General features: G+C 70.5%; 19 protein-coding genes and 3 pseudogenes. 16 read left to right on the top strand and 6 right to left on the bottom strand.

The genetic code is table 11. The annotated features are described in order from the left end of the window. Window positions 1-231: 231 nt before the first annotated feature. The 3 genes and pseudogenes from G9272_RS42345 to G9272_RS42335 form a co-directional block, all read right to left on the bottom strand. A pseudogene (locus tag G9272_RS42345) lies at window positions 232-1,063 on the bottom strand (sugar phosphate isomerase/epimerase family protein); the annotation flags it as partial. Then, complete coding sequence (locus G9272_RS42340; protein ID WP_253268109.1) at window positions 1,060-2,250, bottom strand: UbiA family prenyltransferase; 1,191 nt, start codon at window positions 2,248-2,250, stop codon at window positions 1,060-1,062. The gene G9272_RS42340 and the pseudogene G9272_RS42345, both read right to left, overlap by 4 nt. Continuing rightward, a complete protein-coding gene (locus G9272_RS42335; RefSeq protein ID WP_253268286.1) occupies window positions 2,247-3,350 on the bottom strand; it encodes an inositol-3-phosphate synthase in 1,104 nt (367 codons plus the stop codon). Before G9272_RS42335 ends, G9272_RS42340 begins: the two co-directional genes overlap by 4 nt. Window positions 3,351-4,285: 935 nt before the next feature. Here G9272_RS42335 and G9272_RS42330 point away from each other — a divergent pair. Continuing rightward, a complete protein-coding gene (locus G9272_RS42330; RefSeq protein ID WP_171401498.1) occupies window positions 4,286-5,131 on the top strand; it encodes an AfsR/SARP family transcriptional regulator in 846 nt (281 codons plus the stop codon). Between the two features lie 47 nt (window positions 5,132-5,178). Here the strand turns inward: G9272_RS42330 and G9272_RS42325 are convergent, their stop codons facing one another. Beyond that, window positions 5,179-6,282 (bottom strand): pentapeptide repeat-containing protein, encoded by a 1,104-nt coding sequence (locus G9272_RS42325; protein WP_171401497.1) that lies wholly within the window; start codon window positions 6,280-6,282, stop codon window positions 5,179-5,181. Window positions 6,283-7,109: 827 nt separating this feature from the next. Between G9272_RS42325 and G9272_RS42320 the strand changes: the two genes are divergently transcribed. The 5 genes from G9272_RS42320 to G9272_RS42300 all read left to right on the top strand — a co-directional run bounded on the left by G9272_RS42320 (window position 7,110) and on the right by G9272_RS42300 (window position 12,825). Beyond that, a complete protein-coding gene (locus tag G9272_RS42320) occupies window positions 7,110-8,006 on the top strand; it encodes a helix-turn-helix transcriptional regulator (protein WP_171401496.1) in 897 nt (298 codons plus the stop codon). Next, window positions 8,003-8,800, top strand: coding sequence for an SDR family NAD(P)-dependent oxidoreductase (locus G9272_RS42315; RefSeq protein WP_171401495.1), 798 nt, complete (start codon window positions 8,003-8,005; stop codon window positions 8,798-8,800). The genes G9272_RS42320 and G9272_RS42315 overlap by 4 nt, the downstream gene beginning before the upstream one ends. A gap of 161 nt (window positions 8,801-8,961) precedes the next feature. Beyond that, window positions 8,962-11,076 (top strand): SpoIIE family protein phosphatase, encoded by a 2,115-nt coding sequence (locus G9272_RS42310; protein ID WP_171401494.1) that lies wholly within the window; start codon window positions 8,962-8,964, stop codon window positions 11,074-11,076. A 419-nt stretch (window positions 11,077-11,495) separates the two neighbouring features. Beyond that, complete coding sequence (locus G9272_RS42305; RefSeq protein ID WP_171401493.1) at window positions 11,496-12,329, top strand: PIG-L family deacetylase; 834 nt, start codon at window positions 11,496-11,498, stop codon at window positions 12,327-12,329. A gap of 313 nt (window positions 12,330-12,642) precedes the next feature. After that, a complete protein-coding gene (locus G9272_RS42300) occupies window positions 12,643-12,825 on the top strand; it encodes a hypothetical protein (RefSeq protein WP_171401492.1) in 183 nt (60 codons plus the stop codon). Between the two features lie 19 nt (window positions 12,826-12,844). Here G9272_RS42300 and G9272_RS42295 read toward each other — a convergent pair whose 3' ends face one another. Together G9272_RS42295 and G9272_RS42290 are read right to left on the bottom strand one after the other, a co-directional pair. After that, window positions 12,845-13,573 carry a dienelactone hydrolase family protein gene (locus G9272_RS42295; RefSeq protein WP_171401491.1) on the bottom strand — a complete coding sequence of 243 codons (729 nt, stop codon included), beginning with the start codon at window positions 13,571-13,573 and terminating at the stop codon, window positions 12,845-12,847. A gap of 292 nt (window positions 13,574-13,865) precedes the next feature. Further along, window positions 13,866-14,015, bottom strand: a pseudogene (locus tag G9272_RS42290) (transcriptional regulator); the annotation flags it as partial. A 64-nt stretch (window positions 14,016-14,079) separates the two neighbouring features. Here G9272_RS42290 and G9272_RS42285 point away from each other — a divergent pair. From G9272_RS42285 to G9272_RS42240, 10 genes and pseudogenes are all read left to right on the top strand, one after another. Continuing rightward, entirely contained in the window at window positions 14,080-14,484 is a 405-nt protein-coding gene (locus G9272_RS42285; RefSeq protein ID WP_253268108.1) for an antibiotic biosynthesis monooxygenase family protein, read from the top strand. Beyond that, on the top strand, window positions 14,481-15,131 hold the full coding sequence (locus G9272_RS42280; protein ID WP_171401490.1) for a tetratricopeptide repeat protein: 651 nt from the start codon (window positions 14,481-14,483) through the stop codon (window positions 15,129-15,131). The genes G9272_RS42285 and G9272_RS42280 overlap by 4 nt, the downstream gene beginning before the upstream one ends. A gap of 612 nt (window positions 15,132-15,743) precedes the next feature. Next, entirely contained in the window at window positions 15,744-18,056 is a 2,313-nt protein-coding gene (locus G9272_RS42275) for a beta-L-arabinofuranosidase domain-containing protein (RefSeq protein WP_171401489.1), read from the top strand. 283 nt (window positions 18,057-18,339) lie between these two features. After that, on the top strand, window positions 18,340-19,257 hold the full coding sequence (locus G9272_RS42270) for an MBL fold metallo-hydrolase (protein WP_171401488.1): 918 nt from the start codon (window positions 18,340-18,342) through the stop codon (window positions 19,255-19,257). Between the two features lie 85 nt (window positions 19,258-19,342). Beyond that, window positions 19,343-20,128: an MBL fold metallo-hydrolase gene (locus G9272_RS42265; protein ID WP_171401487.1), complete on the top strand. Its 786-nt coding sequence runs from the start codon at window positions 19,343-19,345 to the stop codon at window positions 20,126-20,128. A 207-nt stretch (window positions 20,129-20,335) separates the two neighbouring features. Then, window positions 20,336-21,616 carry a DUF3533 domain-containing protein gene (locus G9272_RS42260; protein ID WP_171401486.1) on the top strand — a complete coding sequence of 427 codons (1,281 nt, stop codon included), beginning with the start codon at window positions 20,336-20,338 and terminating at the stop codon, window positions 21,614-21,616. Window positions 21,617-21,633: 17 nt separating this feature from the next. Continuing rightward, window positions 21,634-22,254 (top strand): FG-GAP repeat domain-containing protein, encoded by a 621-nt coding sequence (locus G9272_RS42255; protein ID WP_171401485.1) that lies wholly within the window; start codon window positions 21,634-21,636, stop codon window positions 22,252-22,254. Window positions 22,255-22,464: 210 nt separating this feature from the next. After that, window positions 22,465-22,701 (top strand): annotated as a pseudogene (locus tag G9272_RS42250) (lamin tail domain-containing protein); the annotation flags it as partial. Window positions 22,702-22,820: 119 nt separating this feature from the next. Further along, entirely contained in the window at window positions 22,821-23,168 is a 348-nt protein-coding gene (locus G9272_RS42245; RefSeq protein ID WP_171401484.1) for a VOC family protein, read from the top strand. Window positions 23,169-23,298: 130 nt separating this feature from the next. Continuing rightward, entirely contained in the window at window positions 23,299-24,807 is a 1,509-nt protein-coding gene (locus G9272_RS42240; RefSeq protein WP_171401483.1) for an MFS transporter, read from the top strand. The last annotated feature ends 46 nt before the right edge of the window (window positions 24,808-24,853 follow it).

Raw genomic sequence — 24,853 nt, 5'->3', positions numbered from 1 at the left:
TCAGACGCGCGGCGGTCGATGGCGCGGCGGAGGTGCCGGGCGGTGCGGCGGAGGTGCCGGGCGGTGCGGCGGAGGTCCGGCCAACGGCACCGGTCTCGGCAGGAGTTGGGCCGACGTCAGCTAGTACACGGGCGGCGCTGTCGGCTGGGGGCGCAGCGGGCGTCGGGCCGACGGGGGTCGGCCCGACGGGGGTCGGCCCGACGGCAGGGGTTTTGTTCTCGAGTGCGGTGAGCTGGGTGCGGAGGAACGCCATGGAGGAGCGGGCGAGTTCGGGGCCGGCGTGGGAGTGGCGGGGCAGTTCGACCACGGTCAGCCCCTGGTATCCGGTGGCGTCCAGCGCGGCCAGGACGGGCGGGAAGTCGATCTCACCGTCGCCGAAGGGCAGGTGTTCGTGGACACCGCGTCGCATGTCCTCGATCTGCACGTGCCGCAGCCAGGGCCCCGCCGCGGTGACACAGTCCGCCGGCGCCAGCGGCTCCAGGCACTGGCAGTGGCCGATGTCGAGCGTGAGACCGAGCAGTGGATGGTCGCCGAGCTGCCCGCGCAGCCGATGGAAACCGGCGAGTGTCTCCACGAGGTGACCGGGCTCCGGCTCGATGGCCAGCGGAACTCCCGCCTGCGCCGCGGCGTCCAGGACCGGGGTCAGAGAAGCGCCGAGCAGATCCCAGGCGGCCTCCTCACTCGTGCCCGCGGGACGGACACCGCTGAAACAGTGCACCGCGTGAGCCCCGAGGTCCGCGGCCACCTTCACCGCGGTGACCAGCAGCGCGATCCGCGCCGCCCGCCCCTCGGGCTCCGCATCCAGCAGGGTGGGACCGTGCTTGCGGCGCGGGTCGAGGACGTAGCGGGCGCCGGTCTCCACCGTGACGGAGAGACCGAGCGCACCGAGCCGGTCGGCGACCCGCGCGACGCGCCCGGCCAGGCCGGGGCCCAGCGGGTCGAGGTGCATGTGGTCCAACGTCAGCCCGACGCCGTCATAACCGAGTTCGGCCAGTACACCCAGGGCGTCATCGAGCCGCAGATCGCTCAGACCGTTCGTGCCGTAACCCAGACGGACACTCATGTGGGGCTCACCTTCCCCGCCAGCCGACGTGCCGCGGGCACAAGCGCGGCAATCAGCGCGGCGGAGACAGGCGCGCCGGAGCGCGCCGCGAGAGCCGCCTGGAGCGGGATCAGCGCACGGATACCGCCGCCCACGGCCCGCTGGGTCAGCGGCGGCGACGGATTGAGCACGGCATGCACCAACGGCCGTCCAGCCGTGACCACATAGCCACCAGCCAGCACAGCCCGGCCAAGCCCGCCCGGCCTGCCAGGTGCACCAGGTACACCGGGCCCGCCGGTTGCACCGGCCCGCCCGCTCCGGCGCCATCGGGCGGTCGGGCCGGGGTGCCCACCGGTGCCGACCAGCGCGCCGAGGACGGCCGTCACAGCGAGAGCGGCAAGCGGGCCGCCCCGCGCACCGCCCCGTGTCTCGGCCCGCGAGACGGTGGTGAGCGCATAGGTGTGGGCGCCGAGCACGGCAGCGGGCAGCAGCGCCCGGCGAACCGCTCCGGTGGTACCCCCTGCCGATGGGCCCGCACCGGCACCCGTCGGAGCACTCGCGGAGAGACGAGCCAGGACGCCCGCGCCCTTGCCCGCCAGGACGCCCGCCCCGCTGCCCGCCGGGGCACCCATCGAGGTGCCTGCCGAGGTGCCTGCCGAGGTGCCTGCCGAGGTGCCTGCCGAGGTGCCTGCCGAGGTGCCTGCCGAGGTGCCTGCCGGAGGGTGCCCGGCCAGCGGGCGCTGCCGGGCTGTGTGCGGGCCGGCGGTGGCCACCGCGCCCAGAAGCAGGTCCAGGCCGCGGGCCGCGGCCATCGCCGCCGGACCCGCCGCGGTGTGCTTCAGCCGCAGGTCGTAGGCCCACACCGTGCCCGCGAGAGCCGTCGCGCACCATGCGGCGGGCCGGCCCGCGGCGAAACCCAGCCCCAGGCCCGCGCCCGTCAGCACGGCGGCGGCCGCCAACGCCTGCCCGGGAGCGATACGGCCCGAGGGAACAGGCCGGTGAGGACGCTCGGCGGCGTCCTCGTCCCGGTCGGCCCAGTCGTTGAGCGCCATCCCCGCCTCGTACAGGCACAGCGAAGCACCGGCCGCCAGAGCGGTGGCGGCACCCGGACGCCGACCGCTCGCCGCAGCCCCCGCCAGCACATCCCCCGGAACGGTGAACAGCGCCGAGACCCGCAGCAGTTCGGCCCAGTCACGCAGCTCGCTCACCGGCCGCCCGCCAGCCGCGCGGCGAAAGCGACCAGGGCGTCGTACTGCTCGGCCAGCGCCGCAGAGCCGCCGTCGGGATCCTTGAAATAGAAACCCAGCTCTGCAAGGCCCCCGGCGATCCCCGCCTCCTGCGCGCGGGCGGCCAGCCGGGCCAGGTCGAGCACGAGCGGCGCGGCCAGCGCCGAATCACAGCCCTGCCAGATCGTCTGGAGCACCATCCGCGAGCCGAGGAACCCTTCGAAAGCCACATGGTCCCAGGCCGTCTTCCACTCACCCAGGGCGGGCACCTCGTCGATGTGCACCTCACCCTCGGGCAGCGCACCCAGGTTGTCCTCGAGGACCCGGTTCTTGCCCGCGTTCTTCGCCGCGGCCGCCGCCGGATCGGCCAGCGCCGCCCCGTCGCCCCCGCCCAGCAGATTCGTCCCCGACCAGGCCCGCACACCCAGAGCACGCTGACGGAACATCGGCGCCAGCACCGCCCGCAACAGAGTCTGCCCGGTCTTGCCGTCCCGGCCCGCCCACGGTACGTCCGCCCGCCCGCGCAGTTCCTCCAGCGCCGGATGCCCCACTCCCGCCGAGGGAGTGAAGTTCACATACGCACAACCCGCCCGCAACGCCGCCGCGGCATACAGCGAACTCGCCGGCAGCCGCCCGCCCTCAACCGCGACCGGCTCGGTGGAAGCGACATTGACGACCACCGTCCGCGCCAGCCCTCTGCGCCGGGTGAAACCCTCGATGTCCGCAGCGAACGCCGCTATCAGCTCTTCGTCGCTGCGGCCGTCATCCGCCGCCGGCCCTCCCGGCCGGATCTCCCCGTCAGCGACGGCGAGTTCACCACGCACCGCCCGCACCAGCCCGTACGGCAGAACACCCTGTTCCCCCAGCATCTCGGCACGCTTGACCAACGGCCAGTCCACCGTGTCATGCCCGCCGAACACCAAGGACGACAACGCGGGCAGCCCCGCCGCGGCGAACTCCTCGGTCTCCGTGACCAACCCTGTCGCCGGATACAACCCCGCCACCAGCCCAGCACACCCCGCGACCACGGTCGTCGCAACCGACCCACGGGCCCCGACCAACCAGACGCCCGTACCCCTCACCCCACCGTCGGCAGCAGCGGCACCAGCAGCGGGCGACTCGGCGAACTCAGACACGACAACCTCCCGAAACTACGTCAGCGATGACAAACGAGAACCACCCGGAACACAGCCACGCAGCACGCTCGGCACGCCGCCACGCAAAGGGGACGACAGGGAGCTCGAGAATCAGGCCGCGAGCAGGTGAGACGGTCGGCAGGACTATGACGCGAGGTGATCAGGGAACCCGCACCTGCTCGACCAGAGACAACCTGCACCTCCTGACAGCCATTCGGAAACGGAATCATTTCCGGCGGCAACATCACAGACGGACTCCGCACCGCCCTCCGCGCCGGAATACGTGGCGATTTCCCGGCATGCTAGTCCGCGCGCCTTACGGAATGCAGGGTTCAGCCCGCTCACCCCAGGCCTTCGTGGACGATTTCTCCAGGAGATTTCAAGTCCGCACGGCAGTCTGCCGACGGGCGGGCGACGCCTGAACCCGTGGCGACCTGACGTGACGACAGTGGCCCCGCAGGGCGAGCGATTTTCCGCCTCGGACAGATGAGACGGGGGGCCGTCCCCACCCGCAGCCGGGCCGCGGCAGCCCCGTGATGAGGAGGGTCCGCACCACGACGGACGGCCGGACTCCCCGGTTCCGCCGCCATGGCCGGAAACGGGCGTCGGCACCGGCCTGCCGACCGACCCCCGTCCGCGCACACATCACCAGCTCGCGCACGCCTCGCCGGACATCGGCCCGGTTCCGTTTCGCGGCGGGTTCTGGATTACCGCTGGAGAACTGCTCGGTACCGCCTCGCACGCCCCTCCATAAAACCTTCAGACCCCCTCGCGGCCAACCCGCGAAAACCCCGCGACAACCCCCACCGAAGACACTATCGAAAGCCACACCACCGCCTCGGACCGACCGTCACGCCTCACGCAAACGGTACGGAGGAACAATGGACATAAAAGTTCTGGGTGCACTCAACGCCGAAATCAACGGAAAAAACATCGTCCCCACCGCAGGCAAACCCCGCCAGATCCTCGCCCTCCTCGCCCTGCGACCCGGCCAGGTCGTCCCCGTCCCCACCCTCATGGAAGAAATCTGGGACACCGACCTCCCCCACAGCTCCCTCACCACCCTCCAGACCTACATCCTCCAACTCCGCCGCATGCTCACCCACGCCCTCCCCACCACCCACACCACCACCGATGCCGGCAGCGGCACCCCCACCGCCAAGGACATCCTCGCCACCCGCTACGGCGGCTACCTCCTCCAGATACCCCCCGACACCGTCGACGCCCACCGCTACGAACAACTCGCCGCCCAGGGCCACAAAGCCTTCGACAACGGCCACGACACCGACGCCGCCCGCCTCCTCGACCAGGCCCTCAGCCTCTGGCAGGAACAAGCACTCGTCGACGTCCCCCACGGCCCCGTCCTGCACATCGAGACCATGCGCCTGCACCAGAGCCGCCTCGTCACCCAGGAACGCCGCATCGACGCCGAACTCCGCCTCGGCCACCACAGCGAACTCACCGCCGAACTCACCCACCTCACCGCCCGCCACCCCCAGCACGAAGGCCTCCACTCCCAGGCCATGCTCGCCCTCTACCGCTCCGGCAGACAGGCCGCCGCCCTCGACACCTACCGCCGCCTGCGCCAACGCCTCATCGACGAACTCGGCGTCGAACCCTCACCCCAACTCCAGCGCATGCACCAGGCCATCCTCACCGTCGACCCCCGCCTCGACATCATCGCCGACCCCCACCACACCCCCACCTACGACCTCTACACCACCTGAGAGCGGGCCGGCGAGACCCCACCGGCACACCCGCATCCGGGCCTCGGTCACGGCATGGACCGCAGTTGCGGGTGCTGTGTCGTTATCCCCGAAGGCTGGAGCAGCGGCGGGGGTTCGGGGCCGGGATCCTCGGTGACGACGACACCCGCGGCCGAGTGGTCGAACCCAGCCGGCCAGCGCGTGTGTTCGCTGGCCAGCGCGCCGGTAAGACGTGCCTGGTGCAGGTCGGCCGTGCTCAGGTCGGAGCCGCGCAGGTCGGCCAGGCGCAGGTCGGCACGGTGGAAGACGGCGCCCCCTGCATCGGCCTTGCGCACGTTCGCCTCGCGCAGGTCGGCCTCGGTGAAGTCCGCGTCACGCAAGTCCGTTTCGACGAGCCGTGCGCCCCGCAGGTCGGCCAGGACGCAGCGGGCCCGGCGCAGGATCGCCGTCTTGAGATCGGCGTGCCGCAGGTTGACCGCGACGAGGGACGCCTGGGTCAGGTTGGCGTGGTAGAGACCCGCCGCCTCCATACAGGATCGGTCGAGGTTGACCTCGTGCAGCCACAGCCCGTCGCAGTCGGCCCGGCGCAGGTCCGTGACGCCGAGGTTGACCCAGGACTGCTCCCGGGGCTGGAGCAACAACACGCCGAGCCCGGTCAGCGCCACCTGGGCGTCGGCGGCTCGGACCTCCAGCGGCACGACGTCATTGATGGGCGCGTCCGTCGCCGGCGCTTCCGGTCCGGCGGGAGGCCAGGGCAGGTGCGTACGCAAGTAGGCGGCCTGGATGGAGATGACGGCCTCGCGGTCGCGGGCGGAGTGCTCCGCGATCCGCCACAGCGCGTGGAGTCCGCCGATGCGCGTTTCCAGCTTGTCACTGCCGAGTTGATCGACGGCCGTGCTGAACCGGTCGGTGACATAGCCCTCCTGGGTGGCGCGCAAGCCGTCCTGGCTGACGCGCAGTTGCCGCCAGGTGGCGTACGCGCCGAACAGCACGACCACGCCGCCGACGGCCTGGAGAAGGGTCGTCCGGACGTCGTTCACCGCTTTGAGCCGGTCCTGCGCTGCGACGCTCGCCCCGGCGAGATCGTGGTCGACCACGACACCCGGCAGGAGGACGAGCACCGCGCCCAGAACGGCCAGCCCCGCTGCCCCGGCCAGCAGCGCCGCGGTCACACGATGCCTGACCGGCCTGGCGGGCCATGGCCTGCGCCCACCTTCCAGCTCCCCCATGTCCATGGGCATGGAAGCGTAGGCGCAGCCCAGAAAACGATCAAGAGGCACAGGCGGGCACAGCGGCACTGTCGACCGGTCAGGGTCTACGGCACCGAGACGCAGAGCCACATCAGTCAAGCCGTCCTCGCCGACCTCACTCACGCCGGCGCCTTCGTCGAAGCCGGGCGGCCGCCCACAGGTCAAGTCCTGGCCGGACGGCCGGATCGCAGCGAACCGTGCGCTCATGGCGGGACCAAGGTGGTCGACAAGGCTGTGTCCGGGCTGATCCGGCCATGGCAGCTGGAAGAGGAACGAGGTGGTGACCACCTGGGTCACTTCGGGGACATCAAGTCGAAGCCGCTCCTCCAGGAACCGCAGCGTCACTCGCCAGTCCGTCTCGTCTCTTCCGAGGAACGACGCGACGGTCCCCTGCACGACATCCCGGAAGAACACGTGGGGCAGGACACCGTCCTCGTTGAAGACGTGCGCGTCGAACGCGCCCTCGAAGCCAGGCGCAGCCGCCACCAAGTCCCGCACCAGCTGAACATCTCGCTCCATGCCACCCCCTCCCTGGGCGCTCACGACAGATCGTCCACCTCCGGATCGGCCCGGAAAGCCGGCGCTCGGCCACGCGATGGCGAACCGCCGCGGGCGCGCCCCGGGGGGCGATGCCAGGGGACGATGCCGGGGGCGCCGGGGGACGCTTCTTCCCGGGGCGCGGCTTCCTAGGACACAGCGACCCCCCTTCCCCGCCGCACACCTGGCCCGGAGTGGGGAACATGGAGGACATGGCCCCCCACGTCGATCTCAGCGCATTCCTCCGCCGCTGCCGTGCCCGCCTCACGCCCGAATCGGTCGGGCTGCCGGAGCAGGGCGCCTACCGGCGCGTGCCGGGCCTGCGGCGTGAGGAAGTCGCCCAGCTGGCCGGGGTGAGCACGGACTACTACACCCGCCTCGAGCAGGGCCGCGACATCACGCCCTCGGACAGCGTCCTCGACGCGATCGCCCGGGCGCTGCGCCTGAACGACGCCGAGCGCACCCACCTGTTCGACCTGGTCAAGCCCAAACCCGCCAAGGAGCGCCGCCGCGCCCCCACCGTGCAGAGGGCACGGGTCGGGCTGCGCCGGATCCTGGACTCGTTCGACGACCACGCCGCCTTCATCCTCGGCCGGCGCGGCGACGTCCTGGCCACCAACCACCTGTGCCGAGTGCTGCTCGCCGACTTCGACGCCATGCCCTACCGGGAACGCAACCTCACCCGCTGGATCGTCCTGGCCCCCGAAGCACGCGAGCTGTACGAGGACTGGGCGAAGATCGCCGCGGAGATGACCGCCATCCTGCGCCTGGACGCGGGCCGTCACCCCGACGACACCCGCACCGCCGAACTGGTGGGCGAGCTGACCATGAAAAGCGAGCATTTCCGCCGCTGGTGGGACGACCACAAGGTCCTCAACCGCACCTTCGGCCACAAACGCTTCCGCCACCCCCTGGTCGGCCCCCTCACCATCGACTACCAGGCGTTCACCCTGCCCGGCGAGGACGACCAGACCCTCTTCCTCTACCTGCCCGCCCAGGACCAGACCTCCCAGGAAGCCTGGCGCCTGCTCGCCAGCTGGAACGCCCGCGAAGCCGGCCCGCGCCCCCACTCCGCCACCCCCTCACCCACGGAACGGAGCACCTCGTGAACAGCCCCGCCACCCCCCGCCCCCTGGCCCTGGTGACCGGCGCCTCCGCCGGCATCGGCCACGAACTCGCCCTGCTGTTCGCGATCAACGGCTTCGACCTGATCGCCACCGGCCGCAGCGACAAGACCGACCAGGCCGCCGCCGACCTCGCCCGGCACGGCACCGACGTCATCTCCGTGCGCGCCGACCTGTCCCGGGCCGACGGCGTGGAAACCGTGTGGCGCGCGGTGGAGAAGACCGGCCGGCCGCTGGAGGCCGCGGTCCTCAACGCCGGGCGCAGCATCGGCGGAGCCTTCCTCGACACCGACCTCGACGACGAACTCAGCCTCATCGACCTCAACGTCACCTCCGTCGTCCACCTCGCCAAACACGTGGCCCGCCACATGGCCGCCAACGGCCGGGGCCGCATCCTGATCACCTCATCGCTGTCCGCGACCCTGCCCACCCCGTACGAGACCGTCTACGGACCCTCCCGCGCCTTCACCCGCATGTTCGCCCTCGGACTGCGCGAAGAACTCAAGGAACACGGCGTCAGCGTCACCACCCTCATGCCCGGCGCCACGGACAGCGATTTCCACGCCCGCGCCGGCATGGACGACACCGCCTTCGGCACCGGCATGAAGAAGAACAGCCGCAAGACCGTCGCCCGCCAGGGCTTCCTGGCCCTGATGGACGGCCGGGCCGAAGTCGTCGGCGGTGACGCCGCCACCAAACGCACCGCCCTCAAGCACCGCTTCCTGCCCGAACCCTGGAAGGCCGCCCAGCACGCCCGCAAGGCCAAGCCACAGCCCTGACCCGATCGGCGCCGCGCGGCGCATGTCCCATCCGCCACGCAAGCAGGACGGCACCTGATCAGCATGTTCAGGAAGCTGCAAGGCGCGGCGCGACTGATCCACATGCCGTCACCGCCGTGCGAGCTTAGCGTTCTGAGTATGGGCATGAGGTACTGCGTCGAATGACCGGGTTCGGTGAGCAGCCAGATGCGGTTGATCCGCTCGGTGCGGCCCTGGCGGGGGCTGTGCGCCGCACGGGTGCCAGGTTCGGTGGTGTCTACCTGGTGGACCCGGATGAATCGGTGATGGGTCTGGTCACGCTGTGCGGTGTGCCGGTCGACGCCTTCGCACCGTGGTGGCGGAGCGCCTTCGCCGCGCCCGGTCCGATGCAGGATTCGATACGCAACGAGCGGCTCGTCTGGGTGAGTTCCCTGGAAGAGCTGGCGCGCCTCTACCCGCGCGCCGCGGCGAACCTCCCTTATCAACTCGCGTTCGCGGTCGCCCCGTTCAGACACGTCCGACACTGCCGGGGTGCGCTGCTGCTCGCGTGGCCTCCCGGTCGTACGCCTCTTCTCAGCCTCAGTGAGCGTGGACGCATCGCCTTCAGTGCCCAGCGCATCGCGCGCGTGCTGAGCGCAGCTGTCCGCCCTCCGGTCATTCCGGAGCGGCCCCGTTTCGTCCCTCCCCGTCCCGAAGAGCCAACGCCGCAGCCCGCGTCAGCGGCGGTCGGCCTGGTCGAACGCCTTCCCCAAGGGACCCTCGCCCTCGACCTCGCCGGCCAGATCACCTACGTGAACACCGCCGCGGTCGAGCTGCTCGGCAAACCCGCGGAACAGCTGCTGGGCACCCAGCCGTCGCAATCACTGCCCTGGCTCGACAACATCACGTACATGGACGCGTATCGCACTGCTCTGAGCAGCTACGAGAGTGTCACCCTGCCCGTCCTGCACCCTCCGGACCAGTGGCTTGACCTCCGCCTGCACGCGGACGACAGCGGCACGAGCATCCTCGTCACGCCCCACCGCTCGTCGACGGCTCTCGGCACGCAGCCCTCCAACGGAGCCGCGGCCTCGCCGGAGAGCCGAATCCATCTTCTGATGGTTCTGGCAGCCGCCCTGACCGAAACCGTCGGCGTCCAGGACGTCGTCGACCTGGTCGCCGACCAGGTCCTGCCTGCCTTCGGCGCCCACGGCATGATCATGTCCGCTGCCGATCCCGACCCTATTCGGATCATCGGGTACCGCGGGTACGCCCCCGACGTCATCGAGCGGTTGGACGGCCTGCCCATGGACGCCGATCTGACCCCCGCCGGCCGCGCGATGGCCACCGGCATGTCCTTGTTCTTCGCCAACCGGGAAGAGCTTGCCCACCTTTACCCCAAGGCGCCGCAACTCACCGACAAACAAGCATGGGCCTTCCTGCCGCTGCTGAGTTCCGGACGCCCGATCGGCGGTCTGCTGCTCGCCTACAACGATCCCCACCGGTTCACCGCCGCCGAGCGTTCCATCATCACGCCGCTCGCCGGTCTCATCGCCCAGGCCCTGGACCGCGCACGCCTCTACGACACCAAACACGGCCTCGCCCACGCCCTCCAGCAGACCCTCCTGCCCCACGCCCTGCCCACGGTGACCGGACTCGATGTGGCCGCCCGATACCTCCCTGCCAGCCATGGCGTGAACCTCGGCGGCGACTTCTACGACCTCATCCGCCTCACCGACACCACCGCCGCGGCCGTCATCGGGGACGTGCAAGGCCATGACATGTCGGCAGCCGCCCTCATGGGCCTGGTCCGCATGGCCGTCCACTCCCACGCCACGGCGGGAGCCACGCCCGAGCAGGTCCTCACACGCACCGACCGCGACCTCGCCGACCTGAACGCCAGCCGCTTCGTCTCCTGCCTCTACGCCCATCTCGACCTCGCCCACCAGCAGGTCACCCTCGCCAGCGCCGGACATCCGCCACCGCTGCTTCGACACCCCGACAGCCGGGCCCATGCCGTCGCCGTCCGTCCCGGCCCGCCCCTCGGCATCGGTCTCGGCACCCACTCCTACCCGGTCACCACGCTGCCGCTGCGTCCGGGGGCGCTCCTCGCCCTCTACACCGACGGCCTCGTGGAGACCCCCGGCGTCGACATCGCCCAGACCATCGCTGACCTCGCAGACCGCCTCGGTGAGTGGAGCGGCCTTCCCTTGCACCAACTCGTGGACAGCCTCGTCCACCACACCCGCCAAGCCAGTCAACACACCGACGACATCGCCGTACTCCTGCTTCAACCGAACTGCGTCGCCGAGCTGTGATCGAACGAACCCAGTCGTTTCTGCTTCCTTGCCAGTCAACCTAGTCGTACGGGGGCGAGGGGCCGGGGGTGCTGGGTGACTGTACTGGCTGGGGTGAATCTTGCGTGGTGCGCACGAATCACCGCACCACCCGCGCTTCGATCGACGAGACCGAAGGCCACCGAGCCACCGATGACCAGCCGGTTGTCATCGTGTTGGTCGCCGCGGACCACGGAGAACCGGTACCGCACAAGGCCAAACCGCCGCGCCGGGAACAGCCGACCCGGCCGGCACGGTTGCATCGACCGAGGGACCGGCGCCGCACGGGCGGGGAACACGGAGACCACAAGGTCGGCCGCCCGCCAGGATCCGGGCCCCAGGATCGCGGTACGCCCACCGCGCACTCGGACCAAGACGTATTCCCGCAGGAGGACTGTTTCGTGATTGACCGGCCTTTGACGCTCATGGCAGTACACGCGCACCCCGACGACGAGGCCACCGGAACCGGAGGGGTCCTCGCGCGGTACGCGGCGGAAGGCATCCGCACGGTTCTCGTGACGTGTACCGACGGCGGTTGCGGTGACGGACCGGGGGGTGTCAAGCCCGGCGATCCCGGGCACGATCCGGCGGCGGTCGCCTTGATGCGCCGTCAAGAACTCGAGGCGAGCTGCGACGTCCTGAAAATCAGCGATCTGGAGATGCTGGACTATGCCGACTCCGGGATGATGGGCTGGCCGAGCAACGACGCCCCCGGATCCTTCTGGCAGACCCCCGTGCAGGAAGGCGCGGCCCGACTCGCGGAACTCATGCGGCACTACCGACCTGATGTGGTCGTCACCTACGACGAGAACGGCTTCTACGGCCACCCCGACCACATCCAGGCCCACCGCATCACGATGGCGGCGCTGGAGATGACCGCGCTGACACCGAAGGTGTACTGGACCACGATGCCCCGCTCGATGATGCAGCGGTTCGGCGAGATCATGCGCGAGTTCCATGAGGACATGCCGGAGCCGGATCCTGCCGAGGCCGCCGCGATGGCCGAGATAGGCCTCCCCGACGATGAGATCACCACGTGGGTGGACACCACCGCGTTCAGCGGTCAGAAGTTCGACGCGCTGGCCGCGCACGCCAGTCAGGGCGAGAACATCTTCTTCCTCAAGATGGGCACGGAGAGGTTCGGCGAGTTGATGGGCATGGAGACCTTCGTACGTGTCCAGGACGCCACGGGCGCGGCCGTACCCGAGAACGATCTCTTCGCCGGACTGCGCTGACCGCCCGTCCGACCGGCCGGGAACGCGCATCGACCGCACGCCGCGATCTAGCGGGTAACACACCCGGAGGCTTGTCCAAGCGAGTTCCGCTCCGGCAGCCCGCGTCCAGGCCCTCGCCGACGGCGTCGACGCGTGCCCGCACTTCCGACCCGAGGGCCTACCGTGCTCGTCCCCGAACCACCTGGCAACCGCACATTTGGGAGACCTGCGAGCTGCTGACGGAAGAAGCAGCGGGTCACGAGAGCGGTCTCCGACACCGACCGCGAGACCGTGCAGCAGTGAAGCCAGTCGCCCTGTCATCCGATCGAGGCGTTTGACACCGAACCTGGGCGTCCACGCCCTCGCCCGCCCCGACCGGCCGGTACCGCCGATGGCTGGTACCGCCGCGATCGGGGCGGTCGTGCAGCTGCCGGCCACCGCCATTGAGAAGGGCCGGGAGCTGTCCTCGACGATCGGCCTCCCGGCCGACACCGCCTACCGTCTGCTGCCGGCCTGACGGCGGGGGTGGTCGGCGGCTAGCTCAGATGCCGGGTGAAGAACTGGGCCGCGGCGTCCCCCGCGAACTGCGGGACGCCGGTGTGCCCGCCCAGATTGGCGTGCAGCGTCTTCTCCTTGGAACCGAAGGCGTCGAACAGGTCCAGGGCCTGCTGCCGGTCGTTCCCTTCGTCGTCCCACTGGAGCAGGACGTGCAGCGGAATGGTGACCTGCCGGGCCTCCTCGAACATGGCGCGAGGCACGAAACTCCCGGCGAACAGAACGGCGGCCGAGATGCGCGGCTCGACCACAGCCAGCCGGATCCCGATGGCCATCACTCCCCCCGAGTACCCGACCGGGCCGCCGATCTCGGGCAGCGAAAGGAGGGCGTCCAGGGTGGTCTGCCATTCCGGGACCGCCTTTTCGACCAGCGGGAGGACGAGCCGGTCCACGATCTCGTCGTCGACCGGCTCGCCGGCCTCCAGCGCCCGACGCAGGTCGGCGCGGGCCTGCTCGGCGGCGGCGGAACGGGGCCGGTCACCGCTTCCGGGAAGCTCGATGGTGGCCGCGGCGAAGCCCTCCGCCGCGGATTGCCGGGCCCGGGCCGCCAGTCGGGGGTACATCCTGTGCAGTCCGCCGGGGTGGCCGAGCAGGATCAGCGGGGCCGGTGCAGCGGATTCAGGCGTCCACAGGGTGCCGGGGATCTCGCCGAGGGTGAATTCGCGTTCGAGGACGCCGCTGCCGAGGTGCTGTTCGGAAGTGAATTGCATGGTCGTGCCTTTCGGGAGTGCTCGTGAACGGCGCTCCCGGACGACCTATCGCCCGACCGTGACCCCGGAGGGAAGCACCCATGTCGATACTGTGTTCACGGGTACCACCTCCTCGTTCTCGCACGGCCTCCGGAAAGCTAGCAGTGGTCGCCGTGGTCCGCCAACGGGTTTTTGCGGAGGCTCCCGCGGCCGGATGCCACGGAGCCGCTCGCCCAAAGGCCAAGGCCGTGTGGGGGGCTTCGGGGAGGCGGGGGCCTGCCGCGCGGGCGGTTTTGGGCCTGGACATCCGCTCTCAGCCCGCGTGGACGCCACCTTCGGTGCGGGAGGCTCCCTCGGGCGCCGCCATGTCCTGTGTGCCGGTGACGCCGAGCAGCTCGAGCTGAGCGGCGCCCTCGGTACCGGGCGGGGCCGTGAACCACAGGAGGCGCTGGCGGCCGTCCTCGCCCGAGGCGCCGGCGAATCCCGGCTTCAGCGCGTCGGCAGGCACCGCGGCCGGCTGTGCCACCGTGCACGGCGGCTGGTACGAGGTGGCGGCCGAATTCCGCACGAGGGGAAACGGTTCGGGCGAAGGTCCGGGAATCACCTTCGTCAATGCCTTCGAGCTGCCTTCCGAGCGGATCGATGCATTCCTGCCGCACTGGCTCGGCCGCGCAGAGCTGATGAGCAGGGCGCCCGGCTTCCGGGACAACCGGCTGCACCGCGCGGTGGACCCGGACACCCGCTTCCAGCTGGTCGGCGTCGCGCACTGGGACAGCCCCGACGCATGGCGCACAGCACGCAACGACCCGCGCTTCCGACAACGCCTTCCACCTCCCCCGAGTTCGCCCTGCCCGACCCCGCACTCTTCCGGGTTGTCGCCGAGTTCTGACCATCGAATTCTCTGGCGCACGGTCGATACGATCCCGCCATGACTGCTGACGGGCGCATCAAGCAAGCCGAACTCCTTTACGAACGCGCCGTGTTCGGCGGTGACAGCAGTGCGCTGGCGTCCGCCGACCGGAGCCTCGACGAGGTCGAGGCGGACCTTGCACTGGCTCGCGGCCGGGTGATCCACGCCCGCTTCCTGGAGGAGAGGGTCGAGGATGCGCGCGAGCTTGAGCTCTTCGAGCGTGCGGCGGAGCTGTACGGGCGGCTCGGTGACGTACGGGGCGAGGGCGAGGCGGTGTTCTGGGTCGGCACCTTCCACCAAGTGGTCCGCGACGACACCGACACCGCCGTGCCCGCCTTCGAACGTGCCCTCGACCTCGCCACCCGGGCCGGTGACCGGCTGACGACGTCCTACGCGTTGCGGCACCTCGGCTTCGCCGACCACATGGCCGGCCGCCTGGACGAGGCTCGTGCGCACTTCGAGGAGTCCACCCGCCTGCGCCGGGAGCTGGGGTTCCTGGCGGGGGTGGCGGCGAACCTGATCGGGCTGGCTCATCTGGCCGCCCAGCAGGAGCGGCAGGATGACGCGGCGGCGCTGCTCAAGGAAGCGACGGAGTTGGCCGAGACTTCCGACTCCCACGGCGTGCTGCGCTGGGTCGCGGGAGCTCGCGAGGAGCTCAGCCTGCCGTGAGCTGCATCTGACGGTGCATGCGCAGATGCGGGATCTCCAGGCCTTACGCATCGGATCGCCGTCGACACGGCAACCGAGTTGACGGCGATCCGCTGAAATCGCAGCACGAAGGGTGTTGGCCGACTCATTCGAACGTCTATCATCCGTGCTTGCCGAAGAGCCGACCAACGTTCGATATCGCGAACATTCCCGAGCCGCTACGTCAAGCCCAGCAGGGAGCGCTGATCCGGCATGTCCTGGCGGATTCGAGAACTTCCACCCCGCCATCGCCATCGCCATCGCCATCAAGGCCCTGTCCACCAGGCAACGCTTCGAAGGCTGCCGACGGGCGCCGGTCCGCGCACACCCAGAGGTTCCCACGCCGCGTCGCGCACCAGGGCGGCCCCCGCGCACAGCGACCTCGGCTGCCGCGGGTGGCGCTGCCGGCGGCCGCCGGTCCACGAGCCGCCTTCCCCGCCGGCCGCGCAGGCAGCGGCACGTCAGTGGCCTGGCCGCACCACCGCGCTCAGGGAACCGGAGCGCAGCAGTCGGCAACCCCCACGTCACCACCCGGCGGCACGAAGCGCCGGCCCTGCCCCATCCCCGCTCCCCCGATCAAGGAACAGGTGAACGATGCCCTCCTCATTCAGCAGACGACGCCTCATGCAGGCGGCCGGAGCCACGCTCGCCGCCTCCGCGGCCGGTCCTCTCGTCGGCGTCTCTCCCGCCCGGGCGGCCGTCCCTCCCGCCCGTGCCGACATCGGGGTCTCCGCGTACTCCTTCGACTTCGGCCAGGTGCGGCTGACCGCGAGCCGGTGGCTGGACAACCAGAACCGTACGGCCGCCTACCTGCGGTTCGTGGACGTGGACCGGCTGCTGTACACCTTCCGCGCCAACCACAAGCTTTCCACGGCCGGCGCCGCCGCCAACGGCGGCTGGGACGCGCCCGACTTCCCCTTCCGCAGCCACGTGCAGGGACACTTCCTCACCGCCTGGGCGCAGCTGTACGCCGTCACCGGGGACTCGGTCGCCCGCAGCAAGGCGGTCTACATGGTGGCGGAACTGGCCAAGTGCCAGGCCAACAACAGCGCCGCCGGATTCACCACCGGCTATCTCTCCGGCTATCCCGAGTCCGACTTCACCGCCCTCGAACAGGGCACCCTGAGCAACGGCAACGTGCCGTACTACACGATCCACAAGACGCTCGCCGGGCTGCTGGACGTGTGGCGCCTGATCGGCATCACGCAGGCCCGGGACGTCCTGCTGGCTCTGGCGGGCTGGGTCGACACCCGCACCGGCCGGCTCACCGGTCAGCAGATGCAGGCGATGCTGGGCGTGGAGTTCGGCGGCATGAACGACGTGCTGTGCGATCTCTACCAGCAGACGGGCGACACGCGGTGGCTCACCGCCGCCCAACGCTTCGACCACGCCGCCGTGTTCGACCCGCTGGCCGCCAACCTGGACCAGTTGGGCGGGCTGCACGCCAACACCCAGGTCCCCAAGTGGATCGGCGCCCTGCGCGAGTACAAGGCGACCGGCACCACCCGCTACCGGGACATCGCCACCAACGCGTGGAACATCGCCGTCGGCACCCACACCTACGCCATCGGCGGCAACAGCCAGGCGGAGCACTTCCGCGCGCCGAACGCGATCGCCGCCTACCTGAAACAGGACACCTGCGAGAGCTGCAACACGTACAACATGCTCAAGCTCACCCGCGACCTGTACGCGGTGACCCCGGACCGGGCCGCGCTGTTCGACTTCTACGAGCGGGCCTGGCTGAACCACATGATCGGTCAACAGAACCCGGCGGACGCCCACGGCCACGTCACCTATTTCACCCCGCTCAACCCGGGCGGCCGACGCGGTGTGGGCCCGGCCTGGGGCGGAGGCACCTGGAGCACCGACTACGGCACCTTCTGGTGCTGCCAGGGCACCGGCCTTGAGATGCACACCCGGCTGATGGACTCCATCTACTTCCGCAACGACACCACGCTCACCGTGAACCTGTTCGTGCCGTCCGTGCTCACCTGGTCCCAGCGCGGAATCACCGTCACCCAGACCACCTCGTACCCCACCGGCGACACGACGACGTTGACGGTCACCGGCAGCGCCGCCGGAGCGTGGGCGCTGCGCATCCGCATTCCCGGCTGGACCACCGGCGCCACGATCAGCGTCAACGGCGTGGCGCAGAACATCGCCACCACCCCCGGCACCTACGCCACCCTGAGCCGCACCTGGGCGTCCGGCGACACCGTCACCGTCCGCCTTCCCATGCGGGTCGTGTTGCGGGCCGCCCCCGACAACGCGAACACCGCCGCGGTCACCTACGGACCGGTCGTGCTGGCCGGCGACTACGGAGACAGCACGCTCAGCACGCTCCCGCTGCTCAACACCGCCAGTATCGCGCGCACCAGCAGCACGTCGCTCGCCTTCACCGCGACCGCGGGCGGCTCCGCCGTCGATCTGGGCCCGTTCCACGACGCGCACGGCTTCAACTACACCGTCTACTGGAACACCGCAGGCATCGCCTCCGTACACCTCGTCAACGTAGCCAGCAATCTGGTGCTGGGCGTCCAGGACATGTCCACCGCCGACGGCGGCCTCGCCCTTCAGTGGACCGACAGCGGCACCGCCGACCACGACTGGGAGATGATCACAGACGGGACGGCGGTCCGCTTCCGGAACGTCCACAGTGGCAAGGTCCTCGGTGTGCTGAACATGTCCACCGCGGACAACGCGAGCGTGCTCCAGTGGACGGACAACGGCACCGCGGACCATCAGTGGACGCTGCTCGACCAGGGCGACGGCACCTACAAGATCCGCAATGTGCACAGCGGCAAGCTGCTCGCCATCGCGGGCAACTCCACCGCCGTCGGGGCCTTCGCGGTCCAGGCGCCCGACGACGGCACCGCCGACAACCGGTGGCGCATCGCGAGCGCCTGACAGGGGTCGCGGGTTCCGTGGCTGTCCGGCGCCGGCCCGGACAGCCACGGCCGTCGTGCGCCCCGGGGCCACCGCTCCGGACCAGAGGCTCCCGGGCGAGAGCATCGCGCGACGGCCGCAGGCGAGGAGTTCACAGAGGCGATCGAGCAGATCATCGGCCACGGTGAGTACTGACCCTAATGATGGTTCGTCATCTACATTGTTCGCCCGGTCACTTGAGCGAGGAAGGCGAGGGAGAGGCATGGATGTCGGCGCCGAAGGCCGTGGCCCGGGGGTGGCAGCCATGCTGCGGGGGTTTCGGGCGCCCGGCCTCGCCCCCTGGGCGCACCTGTACGAGCCACCGGCGCCGCTCCGGCCCGGGGCGCCGCACACCGTGTTCCTCGGCGTGTCCACGATCCTGATCGACGACGGTGACACGGCGATCCTCACCGACGGGTTCTTCAGCCGTCCCGGACTGCTGCGCGTGCGTTTCGGCCGGGTGCGACCGGACCGCGCTCGCATCACCGCGGCCCTGCGCCGGGCCGGTATCGATCGCCTCGACGCGGTGTTCGTCGTCCACTCGCACTACGACCATGCCCTGGACGCCCCCGAGGTGGCCGCGGCCACCGGCGCCCGTCTCATCGGCTCCGCCTCGACCCGCAACATCGCCGCCGGGCACGGCTTCCCCGACGACAGTTTCCAACTGGTCGTCACCGGCGAGCCGTTCACGATCGGGCGCTTCACACTCACCGCCCTGCCCGCCCGGCACAGCCCCGGTGATCTGGCCCCCGGCCGGATCGACCGCCCCCTGAGTCCTCCGGCCCGCGCCACGGCCTACCGGACCGGCGACTGCTACACCCTGCACATCCGGCACGGCGAACGCGAACTCCTCGTCCACGCCAGCGCCCACAGCCTGCCCGGCGCTCTCGACGGCCGCCGCGCCGACACCGTGTACCTGGGGATCGGCGCGCTCGGCAAGCAGGACGAGGCGTTCCGAGAGGAGTACTGGGACCGGTTGGTCACGGCGACGGGTGCCCGGCGCGTCGTGCCCGTTCACTGGGACGACTTCACCCGCCCCCTCGACCGGCCGCTGCGGCCCTTCCCCGCCTTCTTCGACGACTTCACCGCCACCATGAGCTTCCTGTCCCGCAAGGCCGAACGCACGGGGGTCGCCCTGGCCCTGCCCGTGGTGGGTCGACGAGCCGACCCGTGGCCGTCCTGACCCGGACGCTCTGGTGGCTCGACTCGCCGGGGTAAGCAAGTGTGACAAACTCAACCCCTCCCTCAGCCCTCCGAGGACGCCCTGTATGAAGGTCCACCACCTCAACTGCGGCACCATGCATCCGCCCGGCTCCCGGCTCGTCTGCCACGTCCTGCTGATCGAGACGGCGAACGGCCTGGTGCTCGTCGACTCCGGCTACGGGCTCGGTGACATCGCCGACCCCAAGCGGCGCGTCGGACCTGTGCGGCACCTCGTGCGGCCGGTGTTCGCCCCCGACGAGACGGCCGTCCGGCAGGTCGAGAGACTCGGGTTCCGCCGGGACGACGTCCGCCATATCGTTGTCACCCACTTCGACGTCGACCACATCGGCGGCCTCTCCGACTTCCCCGACGCCCAGGTCCACCTGACGGCGGACGAGGCGCGCGGAACCGTTCACTCCCCCTCCTGGCGCGAGCGGATCCGCTACCGGCCGTTGCAGTGGGCGCACGGCCCGAACCTCGTCGAGCACCGCCCCGACGGCGACAGATGGCGCGGGTTCGCCGCGGCCCGGGAACTCGACATGATCGCTCCCGGCATCGTCCTGATCGCCCTCCCGGGCCACACCCGCGGCCACGCCGCCGTGGCGGTCGACGCCGGCACACGCTGGCTCCTGCACGCCGGTGACGCCTTCTACCACCACGGCACCCTGGGCGACCGTTCCGCGATTCCGGCGTCCCTGCGCGGGATGGAAACCTTCATCGCGTACGACGGGAAGCAGGTCCGCGACAACCACGCCCGCCTGGCCGAGCTGTACCGGCAGGACGACCCCGACCTCACGATCGTCAACGCCCACGACCCCGTCCTCTACGAGAAGGCGCGGGCGAGCGCGTAACGAGGAGAGCGTCGAACGGCGGGAGAGGAAGGGTGACCCCATCCGGCTGGTGCCCCGCTCCCGAACAGTCTGTCTGCACTCCCCCGGGCCGAGGGACGGCGAGACTTGGGACGACTCGCCGTACCTTCTCATCCCGGCCGGCAGCCCACGGCGGCCGGTCCCGACGCGGACACCCACCCGCCAGGTTTCACAACACGACGGAGAACCATGACCGCCGACGGCACGGCCCCCGACACCGGCCCGCAAGTACACGCCGCCACGCTCCTGCGCCGCCCCAAGCTGTGGCTGGTGCCCACGATCCTCACCGGACTGCTCGCCCTGCTGCTGTCGCTGCTGTACATGGGCGGCATCGTCAACCCGCAGCGCGACCTGCACGACCTGCCGATCGCACTCGTCAACAGCGACACCGGCAAGCCGCCGACCGGGCAGAAACAGAACCTCGGCACCCAGGTGGCCGCGGCCATCACCTCGGACACCTCGAGCGACACGGCCGACTGGCGGCAGCTGACCCCGGCCCAGGCCCAGGACGAGCTGAACTCGGGCAAGGTCTACGGCGCCCTGGTCATCCCCGCGGACTTCACCGACTCCGTCGCCGCACTCACCAGCGCGAACGCGACCGCGCGACCCACGATGACCGTGCTGACCAACCCCGCCAAGGGCAGCCTCGGTTCCTCCCTCGCGAGCAAGATCACCACTACGGCGGCCCAACAGGCCTCCCACAACATCGGCAAACAGCTGACGGCCGCCGCCTCGGGAGCGAACTCCACGGCCAAGCTGCTGCTCGCCGACCCGGTGAACGTCGTCACCCAGGTCGGCCACCCCCTGGGCGCCAACAGCGGCCTCGGTCTGAGCGCCTTCTACTACACCCTGCTGCTCGTGCTGGCCGGCTTCATGGGCGGCAACGTCATCAGCAACGGCGTGGACACCGCTCTCGGTTACGCGGACAACGAGATCGGCCCCTGGCACACCCGGCTGCCCACGGTGCCGATCAGCCGCTCCCAGACGTTGCTGCTGAAGATGGCCATGACGGCCGGCATCACGGTCCTCAGCGTGTCCCTCGTACTGCTCGCCTGCGTCAGCGCCCTCGGGATGGACGCCACCCACATCCCACTGCTGTGGATCTACTCCTACTGCGCGGCCCTCGCGGTCGGCCTCGGCGTCCAGGCCATCAACGCGGCCTTCGGCGGGATCGGCCAGCTGGTGTCCATGTTCGTGTTCATCGTGCTCGGCCTGCCCTCGTCAGGCGCCACCGTTCCGCTCCAGGCCGTCCCCGACTTCTACCGCTTCCTGTCCCACTTCGAGCCCATGCGCCAGCTCAGCGACGGCGTCCGCGCCATCCTCTACTTCGACGCACGCGGCGACGCCGGACTCACCCGTGCCTGGACCATGATCGCCATCGGCGCGGCCATCGGTCTCCTCTTCGGCTTCGCGATGACCACGTACTACGACCGCAGGGGCCACAAACGCCTCACCCCGCAGCCCGCTTGAGCAATGCGCTCAGGTAGTTGAGAGCCCGCTCCGGGCGGCCGAAGAAACGCAGGTCCCGCCGCATCCTGGTGCTCGGCACGGTCGGCGCCTTAGCCTTCGGCGCGAGCGTCGCGGCGCTGGCCTCGGCGACCGCGCCACTCGCGGCGAAGGCCGCCGACTGTTCGTCCGGCGTCGTCTTCACCCGGTCGGACAGCCCCGCGGCGGTCGGCGACAACCCCCGGCACGTGGTGGCCGGCGACCTCGACGGCGACGGGAACACGGACGTCGTCGCGGCCGACAACGACGCCGACTCGCTGTCCGTACTGCTCGGCAACGGTGACGGCACCTTCGGCACGGCCACCACGTACGCGGTGGGCGACAAGCCGTACCAGTCCGTCATCGCCGACTTCGACGCCGACGGCAACCCGGACATCGCCACCGCCGACTCGGCGACGTCACGGAGTACACCAGCGTCGCCCGACTCCGTCTCCGTCTTCCAGGGCACGTCGGGCGGTGAGCTGACCGGACCGAGCGAGCTGGCGGCGGACGGCGCCTACGAGGCGACGGCGGCCGATCTGACGTCCGACGGCACGCAGGACCTCGTGGTGGCGAGCAGCGGCAGCGACCAGCTGGACATCTTCACCGGCTCCTGCGGCTGAGCACCCACCCGCACCTCCACCGGGCGTGGCCCCGCCGGTGGGGGTGCGGCCGCCAAGTGCGTGAGCCGTAGCGGGCCTCGCCCGCACCGGGGCGGGCGCGCAAGCTTCGCCCGTCGTTCACCGGCCGTCCGACTCCACGGAGGAGTGCTGTTCGGCCTGCGCAGGGACCGTCATGCCGCCTTGCCCATGACAACTTCGGGATGGAACCTCGTGACTGCATCGATCGCCCGCCGTCGGCGCCGTGGTCTTACCCGGTTCCTCGTCGCCGGACCGCTGCTCACTGTCGGTGCCCTGACCGGCGTCCCTGCCGCCCACGCCGCAGCCGCCGACGACATCCGCGTCAACGAGGTCGTGACCACCGGCGACGTCAACGACTCGATCGAGCTCTACAACAAGGGCACCGCCACGCTCGACGTCTCGGGCTGGATCCTCAAGGACAACGACAACAGCTGAAAAGGGGCCGACCGCCAGTTGCCCTCCATTGCCAGGAGCGCATGCGGCGGCGGGAGGGACGTAGTACCCCTGAACAGTCCGGGATCCGTGTCCGTTCTCATGTGGAGTCGTCGATGGCCGTTCGCCGTGTCATGCCCGTCATCCAGTCGGAGGCTGTACAGGAGAGCCGTGAGTTCTATGGCCTGCTGGGCTTCGAGGAAGTCATGAATCTGGGCTGGATCACGACGCTTGCCTCGCCGTCCACTCCGGCGGCGCAGGTCAGCATCATGAGCAGCGACAAAGCCGCCCCCGTCACCCCCGACATGAGCGTCGAAGTCGACGACGTCGACGCGGCCTACGCGCTGATGCGGGACAGTGGCGCGGAGATCGTTCACCCCCTACGGGACGAGGAGTGGGGAGTACGGCGGTTCTTCGTGCGCGACCCCAATGGCCGCGTGGTCAACGTGCTGAGCCACCGCTGAGGCTTCGCGCACCATGAGGACGGTGTCGGTCATTTCGGCGCAGGGGGTACAGGGGGCACAGGGGGCACAGCGGCGCGCCTTCACAGCGTGACCAGGTGTTCTCGGACGCGGCCCGGCAAGAGGAGGCCCTGTGACGGCGTCGGCGAAGAACGGAAGTCCGTTCGCTCAGGAGAGTGATTCCGAGCGGGACCCGAACCGGTGGCGGGCTCTGTGGGTCACTCTGGTGGCCGGTTTCATGAGCCTGCTGGACGTGACGATCGTGGCGGTCGCCCTGCCCACCGTCCAGCGCGAGCTGCACGCTTCCGCCGCCCAGGTGCAATGGGTGGTCTCCGGATATGCCCTCACCTTCGCCCTCGCTCTGGTCACCGCAGGCCGCCTCGGTGACGCCCTCGACCGACGCCGCATCTTCCTGCTGGCCCTGAGCAGCTTCGTGATCTTCAGCGCGGCCTGCGGCGCCGCCCCCGACATCACCTGGCTGGTGGTGGCCCGCCTCGCCCAGGGGTTGGCGGCCGGCTTCATGGCTCCGCAGAACTCCGCGCTCATCCAGCAGATGTTCCGCGGCGCCGAGCGCGGACGGGCCTTCGGATTCTTCGGTGCCACCGTCGGCATCTCCTCGGCCGTCGGCCCGCTCACCGGCGGCGCCATCCTGGCGCTGGCCTCCGGCTCCGAGGGCTGGCGCTGGATCTTCTACGTCAACGTCCCCATCGGCATTCTCGCCGTCCTGCTCGGCCGCCGTCTGCTGCCCCGCACCCGGCCGACCGGCCGGGGACACGTGGACGTGCCCGGCGTCGTGCTCCTCGGCCTCGGCGTCCTCGCGCTCATGTATCCGCTGGTCCAGGCGGACTCAGGCGGGCTGAGCCGCCTGTGGTGGCTGTTCCTCCTCGGCGCCGCGCTGCTCGGCGTCTTCGTGTGGTGGCAGCGCCGTCTCGTCGCCCGTGACGCCCAGCCACTGCTCGATCCTCGGCTGTTCAGCACCGTGCGCGGCTATGCCGTCGGCGCCGGGGTCGGCACCCTGTACTTCATCGGCTTCAGCGGGGTATGGCTGGTCTTCGCCCTCTTCTACCAGCGCGGGCTCGGCTTCTCGCCGCTGCGGTCGGGCCTCGCCGTGACACCCTTCGCCATCGGATCGGCGAGTGCTGCCGTCATCGCCGGCAGACTGGTGGACCGTTTCGGCCGGCTGCTCACCGTGTGCGGCCTCACGGGCGTGATCACCGGCCTGGGCGGTGCCGCGCTGCTGCTCCGCTTCGCACCCCTCGACATCGCCCCCTGGGCAGCCGCCCCGCTGCTGTTCCTCGGCGGCATCGGCGGCGGCTTCGTGGTCTCGCCGAACATCACCATGACCCTGCGGGACGTGCCCGTGCGGATGGCGGGCGCGGCGGGCGGCGCCCTCCAGACCGGTCAACGTCTCGGCGCCGCGGTGGGCACCGCGGCCCTGCCTGGCCTGTACTACCTGGCGCTCGGAGCGGGCGACGACTACCGCGGCGCCCTCGCCGTCGCACTGGTCGCCGCCCTGGCGGGCATGGGAGCGTCGCTGGCCCTCGCGACCGTCGACTGGCGGCGCGACCGGCGGACACGGCGGCCCCACGAGAAGTGTCCGGACGAGGTCGCTCATGATCCCTTGCACTCCCGCCAGTCCTGATCTGCGGGCCACGTCGTCGGGCGGAGAGCGGCCTGTCGAAGGCGGT

The organism is Streptomyces asoensis (assembly GCF_013085465.1).
Lineage (GTDB): Bacteria > Actinomycetota > Actinomycetes > Streptomycetales > Streptomycetaceae > Streptomyces > Streptomyces cacaoi_A.
Note: the sequence above shows the minus strand (reverse complement) of the source record. Positions and strands in the feature narration are given on the sequence as shown.